We start from the raw sequence: 16,641 nt of genomic DNA on the forward strand, positions 1-16,641 counted from the left end.
CGGGGACACGGAGACGCGGGGACGAGGGGACGCAAAGACGCAAAGAAAAACAAATGCCCTATGCCCCATGCCCCATGCCCTATGCTCCATGCCCAATAACACCAACACTCTTCAAGATAGTTATCGGCCCTTGGTCTTTGACAAGTTGCATTTGTTCGGCGTTTTTTACTAGCAAAGCACCGGCGAATCCTAATGAATTTACGGAGATGGTGTGAAAATGTTCTTGCGATCGCGGTACAATTAGCATCCATTCCCGCGTCATCAGCAAATTGTAAGCACCCAATTGCGTTGGATTTAAACCAACGGTGTCTAACAAGGTATGATAAAGCGCTAATGTTGCTTCACCCCCTAAAAATGGAGACTCCACCCACTGGGGATTTAAGGGGGCGAAGGCATGTAAAAAAGGAAGTTTTGGTAAAGTTGCGATGGAGTTCTGAAATTGTGCGTCCTTTAGCAGGGGTTCAATGGGTATCTGCGATCCTGAAGGTGCCAGTGGTAGGGGGACTAATTGCAAATGTTTATGTCGCTGACTAGCACCTGCGATTTTGCCACTGTTGTAGAATCCTAAACCATTAAAATCAGCTAGACATACCCACATCGCGGTAAAATCTTCCAAGGTGAGTAAACTTTCCTGTTCCTCGAAGCCACGGGTAATAATTAGTAAATGATAGTCAACAACATTGAATTTGTTTAGAATACAAACGTGAGTATCAGAAATCTCCGCCACAAATAAATCTTCTTCGTAGGGTAAAAAAGGATTAAATTCTTGCCCTGAAGTCGCAGATTGTTGTTCTTGTTTTTCCTTGGCTGCTTTTTTACGATTCAAATTAGACAAAATCCGTACTAAAAAACCCACGCCATCCTGTTCTACAAATTCAAATTCTGTCGGTATCGATAGCAGCGCCCCACATTGCAAAGCATATTCAGTCCGTTCTTTGACACTTGTCCATAAAGTACCAGGCTGAAGTAATATTTTTCCTTGTCTCATGTTTCTTCCTTCAAGTATGGTCGCAAATCGCGTACCGAATTCTGAATATACCCGTGACTAAAGTCACAATTTTCAATGTAGTAGATTTGCTATTCTCGCTTTTGAGTTCTTTAGTAGTAAAAAACTCAGTCTTTCACAATAACGCAATACCTCTGCAACAAAACTGTCATAAATAATATCTACATTATTAATACATAGTTAGATATGCTTCCAAACAGCAATGCAAAACCAATCTCGTGATGGAAAAGACCCATCAAATAGCATTTTATCCCACACTGCTGACGCCAAATACCATAATCCAGCACCCTGGAAAAAGGCTGCGGCCTCTCTATCACTGGTGCTACTGGGATCGGGTATGACATTAGCAGGTGGCTATCTGGCTGGACACCAAGACCAGGTGTCTAAGACTGCATCTAATTTAGCAGTCGGTCGAGTCAATGCTGCTCCTCCATTACCAAGCACCACAGATCCAAATTTTGTGACACAGGTAGTGCAAAAGGTAGGGCCAGCAGTAGTACGAATTAACTCTTCCCGAACTGTAAAAACTCAGTTACCAGATGAATTTAACGATCCGTTTTTTCGCCGCTTTTTTGGTTCCCAATTGCCAGAATCAGGCGAAAGGGTAGAACGGGGTACTGGTTCTGGTTTTATCATCAGTGCAGATGGCCGTATTCTCACCAACGCCCATGTGGTAGATGGGGCAGATATGGTGACAGTGACACTCAAGGATGGACGCACCTTGCAAGGTAAGGTGCTAGGAAAAGATGAGTTAACTGATGTGGCTGTGGTTAAGATTCAAGCCGATAATCTACCGACAGTAGCTTTGGGTAACTCAGACCAATTGCAACCGGGAGAATGGGCGATCGCTATCGGTAATCCCCTGGGACTAGATAATACAGTTACTACTGGAATTGTCAGTGCTACTGGACGGACTAGCAATCAAATCGGCGCTCCTGATAGACGAGTAGAATATATTCAAACCGACGCCGCAATTAATCCCGGTAACTCTGGCGGCCCTCTGCTCAATTACCGTGGTGAAGTAATTGGTATGAATACAGCCATTATCCAAGGGGCGCAAGGATTAGGATTTGCCATTCCCATCAACACAGCACAACGTATTTCCAGTCAATTAATAGCCACCGGTAAAGTTCAACATCCTTATTTAGGAATTCAAATGGTGGGGTTAACGCCTCAGTTAAAACAAAGTATTAACTCAGATCCTAATAGTGGTTTGAGTGTAAATGAAGACAAAGGTGTATTAGTTGTAAAAGTTATGCCAAATTCCCCAGCCGCTAAAGCTGGAATACGCGCTGGCGATGTTATCCAAAAGCTAGGCGGTCAATCAGTTACAGATGCTAGCAGCGTCCAAAAGGCCGTAGAAAATAGCCAAGTCGGAGGAAATTTAAGCCTGGAGTTACGCCGCAATGGACAAAACGTCAACCTAGCTGTGCAACCTGGTGCCTTTCCTAATCAAGTACAATAACAGTTTTTGAGTCAAGGTGAAATTTTAAAGGATGGGTCTTGTACCCGCCTTTTTTTTTCGGCGAACAATCTGCTGTATTTAATCCAATACGGTTCGGATAAGCAGTATGAACTTCCCTTGTGGTCTGGGAAAAGGTTAAGGCGTAATACCATTTCACTTTATAAATGATACAAATACAAGCTCAGCCTTCCCGTAGAGTACAGCCGTTGCTTAAGCGTAGGGGCGAACAGCCGTTCGCCCGTACAAGTTATTTTATGTGTATCAATATTTTGGTGAATTGGTATAAGAGGTGAAGGATGTATTTGAAACCTTTCCCCTTTCCCCTTTCCCCTTTCCCCTTTCCCCGAACCGTATTGACTGTTAAAGGCTAATTCTATGAAATTGTGGATTTACCAGACGCGATAAATCGCCGTCTCTACAAGTGTTTTGGTCTTATCTGAACTGTATTGGTATTTAACCCAATCTACAATTATCTAAATTCTAAATTATCAATTTTTACAACTAGAGAATCATTATTCGATTTTTTATGTATGACATTAGTCATGTTTTGACCAATTACCTTTTTCACTGGTGTATGCTTATGTTCAATTGTAGTATTTACTTGTCCAAGAGATTAACAAAACAGAATTCAGAAGTAAGTATCTAGAATTTTCTTGCTTGCATTCTGTGTGACTTGGCGATAGATAAATATGGTTTCAATCCGCCACTAAGTTTTATATTTGGTGGTCTCAAATTAGCGCACAGTCTCAGTTGTGGCTTTCTTGCCACAGATGAAAGTTTGTTTTAAGCAGGGGAAGTTTGTCAACATACTTTCTCAAATTTATCAGAGAATAGTAGTTGCCAATACTTCACTAATTGATTCTAAATTCTGCATTCTGAATTCTCAATTTTTATTCAACATTTGACGAAAATTTAATCTCTTCGGTCTTCACATTACAGAAGGAAATTTTGCCAATGAGTATTAAAAGAATGCTTGCAAGTGCAGCACTGATTTTACCAATTGTTGTTACCATTATTCCTTCCCAAGCCGATGCTCAAATCAGACGACAGTTTAGGCGACCAGTTCCAGTGAGAGTAATCAGAAAACCAGTACCAGTTAGGGTTCGTACTCCTGTACAAGCGAGAAGGAGAATAGTTGTTCCTGGACGTTGGGTGCAAACAAATCGCGGTCGCCGATGGATACCTGCTCGTTACATATATAGATAACAGGGTATTGCGCTTTTTAATTGCACGGTTACCTGTGAAGTTCGTTGACTGTTGACGGTTAACTGTCAACAGTCAACCTTATAAAGATGTGCAAGTTAAATGGGTGACAGCCTAACCGATAACTGCCACTTCCCCAGTTTCTTTTAAACTAGAGCCACTGCTGGTTGCTGCCAGCGTCCCACTGCCTTACCGATTACTGCTAATTCTTGCATCAAGTTATCAAAACGGTCTGGTGTGAGAGATTGGGGGCCATCGGATAAAGCTTTGGCAGGGTTGGGGTGAACCTCAATCATGAGAGAATCTGTACCAGCTGCGATCGCTGCCATTGCCATTGAAGGTACAAACTCAGACCAGCCTACACCATGACTAGGATCGATCATGATTGGTAGGTGAGTTAACTTCCGCAACACTGGCACTACTGATAAATCCAGTGTATTTCTTGTATACTGACGGTCAAAGGTGCGTATTCCTCTTTCACACAAAATGACATTGGGATTGCCAGCCGCCAAAATATACTCGGCTGCCATTAACCAATCTTCAATGGTAGCTGCCATTCCCCGCTTCAAGAGGACTGGTTTTGATTGCGCTCCTACTTTCTTGAGCAAGGAGAAATTCTGCATATTCCTTGCCCCTACCTGAATCACATCTGCAATTTCAGCAATTCTATCCAGGTCAACGGCATCCATCACTTCTGTAATAATACCTAGTCCGCTGACTTCCCGCGCCTTTGCTAATAATTCCAAAGCACTTTCACCGTGTCCTTGGAAGGCGTAAGGTGAAGTCCGGGGTTTGTATGCACCCCCCCGCAAAAACTTGGCTCCTGCGGCTTTGACACGCCGTGCGGTTTCTACAATCATGTCTTCGTTTTCTACGGAGCAGGGGCCAGCTACCACTATTAAGGGGTGGTGTTCGCCAAATATCACCGTTTCATTGGGTAGATTAACCACCACTTCCGATGCTTCACCGTGGCGAAACTGGCGACTAGCTCGTTTGTAAGGCTGCTCTACCCGTAACACCTGCTCAATCCACTGGCTGAGTTCTTGAATTTGTAGCGGATCTAAGCTGGCAGTTTCACCTACTAGGCCAATAACTACTTTGTGTTTACCTACAATTTTTTCTGGAGTTAACCCCCAACTAGTTAGTTCCTCATTAATTCGGCTAATTTCTGCCTCTGGAGAACCACTTTTCATTACTATAATCATGTGAATGTTCCTGATTTACTGATTAAAAGGCAACAGGGAACAGGGAACAGACTGGTTTTGGACGATGTATTTGACTGTTGTCTGTTGCACCAACCCCAATACTTGTCGGGTTTTGGGGGAAAGGGAAAGGGGAAAAGGGAAAGAAAAAACCTTTAACCCTTACCCTTTAACCCCTTCGGGGTTCGCCAGTCGCTCATGGGGGAAACCCCCAAGACCGCGCTGGCTCACCTTTTCCCCAAACCAAATTCCAGTTTAAAATCCTTAACCCAGCAGTATTGGCACCAACCCTATTCCCTACCCCGAAGGCCTTGGTAAATGAACGTAATTTTATTCTTACGTATTTGCCTCATTAAAAATACTTCAAACTAAATTTATTTTACAAAATATAGGAATCCGGTTGGATATCTGAGGTTCAACTATCTTTAATTTTGAATTTTGTTAAAGCAGCAATTAGCTGTGTTTGCGAGCGTTATTTTGAATTTTGAATTGTTAATTCTCCTGCCTTCACAAAAAGAATTTGTGAAGATTTTAACCATTGTGAATCAAAAGAACCCAAATGAGTAGTAGTAATCAGGGTTTGAAAACGGTCTTGAATTGCATCAAGTAATTGATTTTGACGGGATAAATCTAGTTCGGCTAAAACATCATCAAGTAATAGCAATGGTGGTTCTTTGACAACTTCTTCAATTAATTGAAGTTCTGCTAATTTTAAGGCTAGAACGAGGGTTCGTTGTTGACCTTGAGAACCGTATTGACGAGCTGGTGTCTGGTTAATGGTTAGTTCTATTTCATCGCGATGGGGGCCTACAAGGGTAGTGCCTTGGCGGAATTCGGCTAAGGTTCGCTGTTGAATTTTTGCTAAAAAAGCTTGCTGGATTTGTTCTGGTTGGTTGTCTTCTAAAGGAATATTAGGTGCGTATTTAATTTCCAAAATTTCTGTACTGCCGCTAATGTTACCGTGCCAAGCAGTAGCAATGTGAGCTAATCGCTTTATGGCGCGATCGCGGCGTCTAATGACTCGTGTCCCTGCGGTAGCTAATTGTGCATCCCACAAAGCCAGTTGTGATTGTAGAGACGTTCCATGAAACGTCTCTACATTGTTTTTCAAAAAGGCATTGCGTTGGCGTAACACATGGTTATACTGCTGCAAAATGTGAGCATAAACTGGTTCGAGTTGAATCAAAAGGGTATCTAACCAATTGCGGCGACCTTCAGGGCCGCCGCGTACTAGTTCTAAATCTAGGCTGGAAAATTCTACTGCATTGAGAACGCCGAGAAAATCCATTTGACGGCGTAGAGTCTCGCCATTGAGAGCAACACTGCGGCGACCATTGCGGCGGAGAGTTAAAGTGAGATCGCTGACACCTGTTTGTCGCTCAAGATGAGCGTTTATTTGAGCTATGGTTTCCCCTTCTTTAACTAAATCGCGATCGCGTGCCATACGGTGCGATCGCAATGTCGCCAATAACTCCACAGCCTCCAACAAATTCGATTTACCCTGAGCATTATTACCTACCAAAATTGTTTTAGCAGCACTAAAATCAACTTTTTGGTCTTGATAATTGCGGAATTGTCTCAGCTGTAGAGTTTTCAGGTACATAGCGAAAAGTTAGGAGTGAAAAGAAAAGTTAGGAGTGAAAAGAAAAGTTAGGAGTGAAAAGAAAAGTTAGGAGTTAAGAGTGAGGAGTGAGGAATTTTGAGTTTTGAATGCAAAATCTTCTTTAACTCGTAACTCCTATTAAGTTTTAAGTTTTGAATGCAAAATTTTCTTCAACTCCCAACTCCCAACTCCCAACTCCTAACTCCTAACTCCTAACTCCTAACTCCCAACTCCCAACTCCTAACTCCTAACTCCTAACCCCCAACTACTAACTTTTTTAAACGGCTTTCTTACCCACAATGCGTAAGAATATCTTTTCCAATTCAATCCAGACAAACATTAAGGCACTGAAGCCGATACAAATTCCTAATTCTTGGAGATTCAAGTAGTGAGTACCAAAGAAGTCTCGCAGGGGTGGGACGTAAACTAGCATCAACTGTAAAATCGTGGTTACGACAACAGCACCTAGTACAAATATATTAGAAAAAGGATTCATTTCGATGGTCAATCGATTGTTGGAGCGAATGGCAATGGCATGACCCATTTGGGCAATACACAAGGTGGTAAATACCATTGTTTTCCAAGACTCAGGATTTCCCTGATAGCCTGCGGCATGGGTATGCTGGTAAGCCCACCACATCAAGGTAATGGTGATAATGGCAAATATTATACCAATGCGAATCATGTAAGAACCCAATCCTCTAGCAAAAATACTTTCGCGGGGGCTAAAAGGCGGACGCTTCATGACATCTGGTTCCGGGGGTTCCACTGCTAAGGCGAGGGCTGGCAAACCATCTGTAACCAAGTTCATCCACAGAATTTGCAACGGGGTCAGGGGAACGCCTCCCAAACCGATTAAGGGGGCGGCGGCAATTGTCAAAACTTCGCCTATGTTACTACCCAGGATGTATTTAATAAAACGCCTGATATTGGTGTAAACCACTCTACCTTCCTTGGTGGCGGTGACAATGGTGGCGAAGTTATCATCAAGTAACACCATATCACTAGCTTCTTTACTGACATCGGTGCCAGTAATCCCCATTGCAATACCGATATCAGCTTGTTTGAGGGCTGGGGCATCATTGACGCCATCGCCTGTCATCGCCACAAATCTGCCCCGGCGTTGTAGTGCTTGGACAATTCGCAGTTTATGTTCTGGGGCAACCCTGGCGTAGATGCTGACTAAATCGACGTTTTGCTCTAATTCCTGGTCGCTCATCCGCTGCAATTCTTGACCTGTAAGCAATCGGTCATCTGCTTTGGCAATTCCCAAATCGGTGGCGATGGCTCGTGCTGTTAACTGGTGGTCACCAGTAATCATTACTGGGCGAATTCCTGCTTCGCGACACTCTTGGACGGCGTCCCTCACTTCTGGACGTGGTGCGTCTAGCATTCCCACTAATCCCAGCCAAACTAAATTTTCTTCAGATGTTTCTTCTGAACCTTCTGGCGGAATCTCAGAAAGGGGTTTGTAGGCAAAACCTAGCACCCGCAAACCTTTACTCGCCATTTTGTCGTTTTCTGCCAAAATTATCTGACGTTGTTCTTCAGTCAACTCAGTTGAGCGATCGCCCAAATAAATCTGAGAGGAACGCCCTAAGATTAATTCTGGCGAACCCTTGGTAAACATGAGGTAAGATTCAGATTCTAAAAAGTTGGCGATGGCTGGGTCAACGCCATTCCAAGAGCCTTCACCTGTGGCCACTTCCTGCACTTGAGAAATCACGCTCATCCGCTTGCGTTCGGAGGAGAAAGGAAACTCGCCAACGCGGGGTAACTTACTATTCCATTGTTCTTTTTCGATTCCTGCTTTCCCGGCTAGGGTGACTAACGCTCCTTCTGTGGGATCTCCCAAAATTGCCCATTCGCCTTTTTCTTTTTGCAACACTGAATCATTACAAACAACACAAGCTACTGACAAAGCTGAGATTTCTGGCGACTCCTCTAAGGAAACTTTTCCATCATTTAAAACAAAATCTCCTGTGGGGACATAACCTTGTCCGGTGACGCCAAAAGTTTTGTTATTGGTGAATAGTGATTGCACCACCATTTTGTTTTGGGTCAAGGTACCAGTTTTGTCAGAACAGATGGTAGTTACAGAACCCAAGGTTTCCACTGCTGTTAATTTGCGAATCAAAGCTTTCTGGCGTACCATGCGCTGAGTTCCCAAGGCCAAAGTGACGGTAATTACAGCTGGTAGCCCTTCCGCCCCCCCCGCAACCGCCATACTTAAGGAAACTTCCAAAAGCTCTTGGATATTGCTAAAACCTCCGGCTTGGATAACGCCACCAATGACAACGATGGCCACTAGAATCAAAGAACCTGTAACTAGGACATTACCTAGTTGAGTCATCCGTTGTTGCAAAGGCGTAGGTTCGCTATCCACTGACTGCAACATGGCAGCAATTTTACCTAGTTCAGTTGTCATGCCAGTGTTGGTTACCAGAACCTTTGCCCGTCCTTGGACAACTTCAGTTCCTTGGAATACCAAATTAATGCGATCGCCTAAATCTGTTTCTTCAGGTAAACTAATTGTTGCTTGTTTGTTAACAGCTTCAGCTTCACCTGTCAGTGCTGACTCTCGCACTTGTAAATTCGACTGTTCGATTAACCTTCCGTCTGCGGCTATTTGCATCCCGGCTTCTAGCAGCACCACATCTCCTGGGACTAGTTCCTTCGCTGCTACCTCCACCAATCTGTTGTCGCGGATGACTCGTACTAAGGGAGAGGTGAGTTTCTTCAGGGCTGCTAGGGCTTTTTCTGCACGGCTTTCTTGGACGTAGCCTAGTATGCCATTGAGGATAACAATTGCTAAGATAGCAATGGTATCTTTAAATGGTACTTCACCAGCCTTCAAGCTCCCTGACTGCCAAGCTATAAGGTCTAAAACCCCAGAAATCAGAGCGACACCAATCAGCATCAATAACATAATGTTCTTGAACTGATCCAGCAGAATTTCCCAACTACTGCGACCACCATGTTCTTCGAGTTCATTGGGGCCGTATTTTTGCAACCTTTGTTGAATATCTTCGGGTGTTAAGCCACTGTCTGCATTACTATCAAGCAGGCCTAGCGCTTTATCAACTTCTATGCTATGCCAAACAGCGGCACCTTCAGGTAGAGAATTAGCAGACATCGTGTAAGTCACAGGAAATGGTTACAAAATTCGATCATAATTTAGTGATGGCTGTAAAACCATCTCCTAAAGTTACATTAAAGCAATACTAAATCTTATGAGTGTAAAGGCTATGCTTTTGATTTGCAAATTTCTCTTGTGTTGACATATATGTAACATCAATGTGTTATTTCTTACGAAAGAGTTTTTGGAAACACTTTGTCCTGATAATTGTAAGTACTATAAGCCTGAATTTTGGCTCTAAAGGATATGCCACAATTAATTTTAAGCTGCTGCTGCTTAAATTTGCATCCAGTTTTTAGCCAGGATGCATAGCGCCATTGCATTTCTGGATTTGGAATTTTGGGTCAAGTTGCCAGCCAGGTTTGGGTTTATAGCAAACTTTTCCAGACTAATTTGGAATTGCTTAAACGTGCTAAACCATTTAATAAATATTTAATATGAGTTTTGTACTCCCCACTTTGACTGTTAGCCAGATGTTTGGGCAAAAAACAATTCGACCGCTTACTGCTGCTACCCTGTACGGTATTGCTTTCATTAAGGATAGACTGATTGCCATTGACAGTCTCAAAGGGCATCTACTAGAGATCGATCCTGCGTCTGACAACAGCAAAATTATCAATCCGCATCAAGTTAAGGAATTCACGGATGTCACTGGTTTAGGAATTTGGGAAGATACACTGTGGGTGAGCCGCGACCATAGTGTTTATTTATGCAAGCTCAATGCTTTGGGCTTGGAACATTTCGTCACATTGCCTTATCCAGCCAATGGCGTTGCTGTTTGGGATACAACAGTGTACATCAGCTGTCAAAGGTTAGGCTACATTTTGATTTTTGACCGAGAAACCCGAAAAGAAATTACTAGGTTTTATGCCCCTGGAGTTGGTGTAGAAAATTTGGCAGTTAGCGAGGAAACTTTGTGGATTTGCGATCGCACAGAACAAACAGTTTACGCGATGGACAGAGCCACTGGAGAAGTTCAATTTAGCGTGCTGACGCCCTTTGAATCGCCTACAGGTATCGCAATACATCAAGATGGCGACACAGGCAAAGAAAGTCTCTATATCGCCTATGCCTCTGAGGAGCCTTATATTCGGGATAACCCAAATGCCGATCCTAACCACGAGCTAACTTACCGCGATCGTACTTTTATTCATCCCCTGTATTATCATTACGAGCCAGATAAGCGCTACGCCCTCTCCAATGGCTATCTTATAGAAATGTCCTATGCTGAGGAAATCGCACCCTTAGACGAAGTTTATTTACCCGATGTTGAATGGCGCATTGCCCTACCATCAGAAACCGAGCGTCAAAAGGTGAAACACGTCGAACCCATCGGTATACCCTTCACCGAAGAAGTGACAGATGGACAACGGGTAGCAGTATTTAAATTTGATGCCCTTACCCCAGGGGAACGCCACATATTTGGCTGGAAAGCACTTTTAGAAGTTCGCGGAATTAAGTATCGCATTACACCAAAGGATGTGGAAAATATCCCCGAACTTTCACCAGAATTGCAAAGCCGCTATCTAGTAGATGACGACGACTTAGCAATGGATACTACCATTGTCCGCCGTGCCGCCAGAGATGCCATTGGTTCGGAAACCAATCTATTACGGAAAATGTATAATATCCGTAATTATGTGTACGATGAATTATCGTATGGTATTAAGCCTTACATTGATGCTCCAGATATAGTTTTAGAACGTGGCGTTGGTTCCTGCGGTGAATATGTCGGCGTTTTACTTGCTCTATGCCGTTTGAATGGTATTCCTTGTCGTACCGTTGGCAGGTATAAATGTCCACCTTACAGCGAACACCAAGGCGTACCGCTACAACCTGATTTTAATCATGTTTGGCTGGAATTCTACGTACCGAATTTTGGTTGGTTGCCAATGGAATCAAATCCTGATGATGTCGGTCATGGCGGCCCTTATCCCACGCGGTTTTTTATGGGCTTGTGCTGGTATCACATTGAAATCGGTAAGGGCATCTCCTTTGAAACTTTGACCAGCCGAGGCGCGCGGTTAACCAAAGAAGATATCCCGATTGGGGATTTGGCAATTAATCATATCCGGTTCACAATTCTTAAAGAATTGCCAGCTTTTTAAATTTATTTGGCTATGGTGTCAAGGATAATTTCTCGCGATCGCCTTGGCACTTGGCTACGATTCTCGTCAAAGTATGCTTAGTCATTAAGAGGGAATAAATAACAGGGAAATCCCCATACTTTAACTCAATACAACTTGAAGAAAGTGTTATTTTTAATACTAGTATTCTGATTTCTGCTTTGTTGTTCGCAAACGGTAATCTACAGAAAAGTTATTTACTATTCTCTGAGTGCGATCGCTCTTGCAGTCTTGGTATAACCAAGGTATAACTTAAAAAGTCAGATTTGCAGGTAAGGTGATTATGAAAACTGCAATTTCGCTTCCAGACTCAGTTTTTGAAGAAGCAGAAGCACTAGCTCAGCAGCTAGGTTTGTCACGTAGCGAGCTTTACACAAAAGCGTTAAAAGCTTATTTGAAAAAGTACAACCGCAATCAAATTTTGCACAAGCTGAACCAAGTTTATTCCCAAGAGTCTTCTGAGCTAGATCCAGTAATGTCAAAGATGCAGTTTATGTCTTTGCCTCATGAGGATTGGTAATGTTTCGGGGAGAAATTTGGTGGGCGAATTTACCTAACCCAGTAGGTTCAGAGCCTGGATATCGTCGTCCGGTGTTGGTAATTCAAGATGATGTTTTTAATCAAAGCCGTATTAATACAGTTATCGTTGTCATCATCACCTCGAATACTCAGTTAACGGAAGCACCAGGTAATGTGTTATTGCCTCGTGAAGTATTAGGTTTATCTAGAGATTCTGTGGCTAATGTATCTCAGATTTTTACAGTCGATAAAGCGTTTCTGACTGAACGTATTGGTTCACTACCAGACTATTTGCAGGAGGAGGTAGACGAGGGTTTGCGAATGGTGTTGTATCTCTAGTTGCAAGCTGATATCATGTCTGGCTAATCACTTATGATTACCCCGTCTTTAGCAAAATCCCAAAAGCCTCTTCTCCCCTGCCCCCTACTTATACCAATTTGAAAAAATAATGCAACACATAGACAAGACCCCTCCCCTTGGCAAGGGGAGGGTGCCGTCAGGCGGGTGGGGTATCTGTCGCAAACATTTTTTGAATCGGTATTATTCATGCACCTTTAAACTGGGCATTGGATGGGGTTGATTTGAGTCAAATTGTGAAAACTCACAGATAGAATTAAATGGACAAAAACGACAGTGATAACCGGGATTTGGGGGAAAGATATCACTAAAATTATCGGTTTTTTGTTGAAATTTTTGTAAATCTTCTTGGTGTTTATGGGCAATATTAGCTAATTCCAATTCTAAGGATGCTAATTCACTATTGTTAACTCTAATTAAATCGGATTTTTTACCAATTTCTAAGTTATAAAATGATGCGACTGCTCTATGTCTAGGATAAAGATAACGAGCAGCTAATAAATAAACTAAAGCTTGTCTGTGGTCAAAAGCTGATTTTCCAGTTTTGAAGTCTAAAATATGTAAAGTGCGATCGCTCTCAATAAAAACGCAGTCCATCGCTGCATATAAGCGAAAACAAGAATTTTTTTGTTCGATAACAATGGGTTTGGGAAAACCTTCATCGCCGGGAGTTAATTGAATAATATTTTTATTCAACAACAAGGGCGCATCATGATATTTTTTCAAAATTTGCAGCACCCTTTGGCGGACTAAATCGCTGGAGTTGCCTAATTTTAGTAGCTGTGCAACTTTTTCCACTCCATCGGATCGCTGTAGCAGGTGTCTGTGATTATGAAATTCATAAACACCTTTTTGGGCAAGTATCCCAATTCTTTGGGGTGCAGTGGCTGTGGCTAATAATGCCTTGACTTCTGGTTCGTGTTGCCGCGCTTTGATAAACCCCCGTCTCATCTGGCAATGCCAGCGTTCTTGCCCTGACGCTGGGGCAACTAAAGACCAGAGGTGATAACTGGCAAAAGGTCGATCGGGGGTTGACATCGCTCGAAAACAGTGAGAAAAAGTACGGTGGGATAAATTATGTCCGGCAGTTTCCACCGAACATAACTCCGGAGGATACTTGCTGCTACACACGCTTTGCGGGAAGCTTTTAATAGTACTGATGATGTACGGGAGCAAGTGGCAAAAATGAGCGCTAGTAGCAATTCCAGCAAGATAAAATTTGGTACCGATGGATGGCGAGGCATTATTGCCGATGACTTTACTTTCCCCAATGTGCGGAAAGTAACAAGAGCGATCGCCAGTTACCTCGAAACAGCCTATACAAAAGATAGACCAGTACTTATAGCCTACGATACTCGGTTTTTAGCTGACCAGTTTGCCCGCACAGCCGCCCAAGTCTTGGCAGATTTGGGTTGGACTGTAAAAATTACCGACCGGGATTGTCCCACACCAGTAATTGCCTACAACGCCCGTCACCTAAATTCCGCTGGGGCGTTAATGTTTACTGCTAGCCATAATCCAGCACCATACTGTGGAATTAAATATATCCCCGATTATGCTGGACCTGCCACTCCAGAGATTACTGATACTATTGTGGCAAATATAGAAAGTGCATCGGATGAACTGCCTAGTAGCAACCGATCCGATTTAATTTCTACTTTCGATCCCAAGCCAGATTACCTGGAATTTATCTATACCCTACTGGATGTAGAAAAAATTAAGAGCGCTAATTTAAAGGTAAAATACGATGCTCTCTATTCTACTTCTCGCGGTTATTTAGATGAAGTTTTGCAACATAGTGGTGTTCAGTTAGAAAGTTTCCACACTTGGAGGGATGTATTATTTGGCGGCGGAATGCCAGAACCCAAAGGCGAACAACTAGTGGAGTTAGTGGAAGCAGTAGTGAAGGATCGTGCAGATTTGGGTTTGGCCACAGATGGAGATAGCGATCGCTTTGGTATTGTTGATGAACAAGGTAACGTCCTCACTCCCAATACTGTGCTGTTAGTTTTAGCACGACATTTAATCAAAAATAAAGGCAAAAGCGGCGCTATCGTCCGCACTGTGGCTACAACTCACCTGCTAGATAATTTCGCTGCTAAATATGGGCTGCAAATTTATGAAACACCAGTAGGCTTTAAATACATCGGTGAAAAAATGCGGGAAACTGCCGTACTGATTGGAGGGGAAGAATCAGGCGGATTAAGTGTAATTGGGCATATTCCCGAAAAAGACGGTGTTTTAGCTGATATGCTAGTGGCAGAAGCCATTGCTTATGAAGGTAAACCCCTAAGTCAGCTAGTTAAGGAAGCGATCGCTGAAGCTGACGGCCCACTTTACAACACGCGCCTTGACTTGCACCTCACCGAGTCACACAAAACCGCCGTTATCGACTCCTTCACCAAAAATCCTCCCTCAGAGGTCGCCGGAATTAAAGTCAAGGAAGTCGGGCGCAAAGACGGCATTAAACTCTATCTAGAAGAAGGTAGTTGGATACTACTACGTCCTTCAGGTACAGAACCCTTGGTGCGCGTTTACCTAGAAACCAATTCTCCTGAAAAACTCACCCAAATCTCTCAAGAGATGGAAAGTACCATTGCTAAGCTAGAAGCATAAGAGTTAGGAGTTAGAAGTTAAGAGTTAAGAGTTAATAGTTAAGAGTTGTAAATTAGCAATTCTTAACTCTTAATTTATAACTTCGCTCAAAATCTGAATTCATAACTCCTAACTCCAAACTCGTTACTCAAAACTCCTAACCCCTAACCCCTAACTCCTAACTTTTATTAATATATGAAAACTTTAGCTCCTTTATTAACAATCGTAGTTGTAGCTATTTGGATAGTGGCGATCGCAATTATTTCAGTTCAAAATGCCACACCAGTTTCGTTAAAATTCTTAACATTTCAATCAATACAAATACCAGCAGGTTTAGTTTTAGCTTTTAGTGCAGTTATTGGATTAATTGGTACAGCACTTCTGCAACCCCTCTGGAATCTTGCTGATTATGGACAGAGTAATTCTCGATTACAAGATGATGCTGAATTTTTTGTTGATGATGATTTTTGAGGGTTGAATAGCTGTGCAGTACCAAAACATTATTACAATCGAACCAGGGAAGCGAGGTGGTAAACCTTGTATTCGAGGAATGCGAATTACTGTATAGGATGTTTTATCTTATCTTGCCTCTGGCATGACCTACGAGGAAGTGCTTGAAGACTTTCCTTATCTGACACGAGAGGATATATTAGCTTGCCTAAGCTATGCGGCTGATAGAGAACGGCAAATGCTGACAATGCAAGCATGAAGTTATTGTTTGACTCGCTAATCTGGATACCGCTTTGACGTGTGGAGAACTCGAAGAATTTCTACTGACTCTTCTTTGATTCGGTAAATAACAATATATGGCGTGCTAGAAATTACTAGCTCCCTTGTGCCTTCTACACGTCCAGGCCGCCCCATAAAAGGATAATTCTCAAGTTGACTCGCAGCAAGTTGAATCTTCAATATTACTTCCTGCGCTGCTTCTGGATTTTCTTTGGAGATGTAACTATGGGCTTGTTCCAAGTTCCGAAGCGCACGGCGCAGCCACTTAATCCGCATTAGTTAGTCTTGCAAAAATTGCTTTTACTTCTTCATCGCTGGCAAAATCTCCAGCATCCGCTTCAGTAATCCCGCTTTGAATCTGATCGATTTGCCATTGATACATTTCAACATAAGCAGCTACCGCCTCATTAAGTACGTAGCTGCGATCGCGGTTTATTCCAGATGCGATCGCATCAAGCGCAGCCTTTTTATCGCTATCTATCCGAAACGTAATGTTTTCTTTGCTCATGGTTTTGTCAAATCTGTCCATATTGCATCATATCATATTGCAATACGTTGTCATGCAAGGATAGCGGCGATCGCTATTTTCTCAGAGTGCCTATTATCTGTAAATTTGGTACTATATCATGTCCGCTTGATTACTTATTAAACCCGAAAAACCCCACCCCTTAATCCCCTCCCCGCTCTTCGGGAGGGG

General features: G+C 42.9%; 14 protein-coding genes and 1 pseudogene. 8 read left to right on the forward strand and 7 right to left on the reverse strand.

The window, feature by feature from the left end; translation table 11 throughout:
- Nucleotides 1-79: 79 nt before the first annotated feature.
- Nucleotides 80-988: a phosphorylase gene (locus tag GNE10_RS19380; RefSeq protein WP_185566568.1), complete on the reverse strand. Its 909-nt coding sequence runs from the start codon at nt 986-988 to the stop codon at nt 80-82.
- A gap of 220 nt (nt 989-1,208) precedes the next feature.
- On the opposite strand from GNE10_RS19380, the gene GNE10_RS19385 reads away from it, so the two are divergent.
- Nucleotides 1,209-2,471 carry an HhoA/HhoB/HtrA family serine endopeptidase gene (locus tag GNE10_RS19385; RefSeq protein ID WP_185566569.1) on the forward strand — a complete coding sequence of 421 codons (1,263 nt, stop codon included), beginning with the start codon at nt 1,209-1,211 and terminating at the stop codon, nt 2,469-2,471.
- Nucleotides 2,472-3,425: 954 nt separating this feature from the next.
- Nucleotides 3,426-3,677 (forward strand): hypothetical protein, encoded by a 252-nt coding sequence (locus tag GNE10_RS19390; RefSeq protein ID WP_099076513.1) that lies wholly within the window; start codon nt 3,426-3,428, stop codon nt 3,675-3,677.
- Nucleotides 3,678-3,820: 143 nt separating this feature from the next.
- Here the strand turns inward: GNE10_RS19390 and aroF are convergent, their stop codons facing one another.
- The 3 genes from aroF to GNE10_RS19405 form a co-directional block, all read right to left on the reverse strand.
- Nucleotides 3,821-4,879 carry a 3-deoxy-7-phosphoheptulonate synthase gene (gene aroF, locus GNE10_RS19395; RefSeq protein ID WP_185566570.1) on the reverse strand — a complete coding sequence of 353 codons (1,059 nt, stop codon included), beginning with the start codon at nt 4,877-4,879 and terminating at the stop codon, nt 3,821-3,823.
- Between the two features lie 469 nt (nt 4,880-5,348).
- On the reverse strand, nt 5,349-6,479 hold the full coding sequence (gene recF / locus GNE10_RS19400; RefSeq protein WP_185566571.1) for a DNA replication/repair protein RecF: 1,131 nt from the start codon (nt 6,477-6,479) through the stop codon (nt 5,349-5,351).
- A 277-nt stretch (nt 6,480-6,756) separates the two neighbouring features.
- Nucleotides 6,757-9,615, reverse strand: coding sequence for a cation-translocating P-type ATPase (locus GNE10_RS19405; RefSeq protein ID WP_185566572.1), 2,859 nt, complete (start codon nt 9,613-9,615; stop codon nt 6,757-6,759).
- Between the two features lie 440 nt (nt 9,616-10,055).
- On the opposite strand from GNE10_RS19405, the gene GNE10_RS19410 reads away from it, so the two are divergent.
- From GNE10_RS19410 to GNE10_RS19420, 3 genes are all read left to right on the forward strand, one after another.
- The gene (locus tag GNE10_RS19410; RefSeq protein ID WP_185566573.1) at nt 10,056-11,726 is read left to right on the forward strand and encodes a transglutaminase family protein; all 1,671 of its coding nucleotides are present in this window, start codon (nt 10,056-10,058) and stop codon (nt 11,724-11,726) included.
- Nucleotides 11,727-12,027: 301 nt separating this feature from the next.
- Nucleotides 12,028-12,264 carry a ribbon-helix-helix domain-containing protein gene (locus GNE10_RS19415; protein WP_185566574.1) on the forward strand — a complete coding sequence of 79 codons (237 nt, stop codon included), beginning with the start codon at nt 12,028-12,030 and terminating at the stop codon, nt 12,262-12,264.
- Nucleotides 12,264-12,602, forward strand: coding sequence for a type II toxin-antitoxin system PemK/MazF family toxin (locus tag GNE10_RS19420; protein ID WP_311774826.1), 339 nt, complete (start codon nt 12,264-12,266; stop codon nt 12,600-12,602). Before GNE10_RS19415 ends, GNE10_RS19420 begins: the two co-directional genes overlap by 1 nt.
- 201 nt (nt 12,603-12,803) lie before the next feature.
- Here GNE10_RS19420 and GNE10_RS19425 read toward each other — a convergent pair whose 3' ends face one another.
- Nucleotides 12,804-13,658 carry a PD-(D/E)XK nuclease family protein gene (locus tag GNE10_RS19425; RefSeq protein ID WP_185566579.1) on the reverse strand — a complete coding sequence of 285 codons (855 nt, stop codon included), beginning with the start codon at nt 13,656-13,658 and terminating at the stop codon, nt 12,804-12,806.
- A gap of 147 nt (nt 13,659-13,805) precedes the next feature.
- On the opposite strand from GNE10_RS19425, the gene GNE10_RS19430 reads away from it, so the two are divergent.
- The 3 genes and pseudogenes from GNE10_RS19430 (at nt 13,806) to GNE10_RS19440 (ending at nt 15,924) form a co-directional block, all read left to right on the forward strand.
- The gene (locus GNE10_RS19430; protein ID WP_185566576.1) at nt 13,806-15,236 is read left to right on the forward strand and encodes a phosphoglucomutase/phosphomannomutase family protein; all 1,431 of its coding nucleotides are present in this window, start codon (nt 13,806-13,808) and stop codon (nt 15,234-15,236) included.
- 174 nt (nt 15,237-15,410) lie between these two features.
- Nucleotides 15,411-15,686: a LapA family protein gene (locus tag GNE10_RS19435; RefSeq protein ID WP_099067139.1), complete on the forward strand. Its 276-nt coding sequence runs from the start codon at nt 15,411-15,413 to the stop codon at nt 15,684-15,686.
- Between the two features lie 13 nt (nt 15,687-15,699).
- Nucleotides 15,700-15,924, forward strand: a pseudogene (locus tag GNE10_RS19440) (DUF433 domain-containing protein).
- Between the two features lie 17 nt (nt 15,925-15,941).
- Here GNE10_RS19440 and GNE10_RS19445 read toward each other — a convergent pair.
- Complete coding sequence (locus tag GNE10_RS19445; RefSeq protein WP_185566577.1) at nt 15,942-16,220, reverse strand: type II toxin-antitoxin system RelE/ParE family toxin; 279 nt, start codon at nt 16,218-16,220, stop codon at nt 15,942-15,944.
- Nucleotides 16,210-16,452 carry a CopG family ribbon-helix-helix protein gene (locus tag GNE10_RS19450; protein ID WP_185566578.1) on the reverse strand — a complete coding sequence of 81 codons (243 nt, stop codon included), beginning with the start codon at nt 16,450-16,452 and terminating at the stop codon, nt 16,210-16,212. The genes GNE10_RS19445 and GNE10_RS19450 overlap by 11 nt, the downstream gene beginning before the upstream one ends.
- Between the last annotated feature and the right edge of the window lie 189 nt (nt 16,453-16,641).

It is taken from the genome of Nostoc sp. 2RC (assembly GCF_014222165.1).
Classification (GTDB): domain Bacteria; phylum Cyanobacteriota; class Cyanobacteriia; order Cyanobacteriales; family Nostocaceae; genus Nostoc; species Nostoc linckia.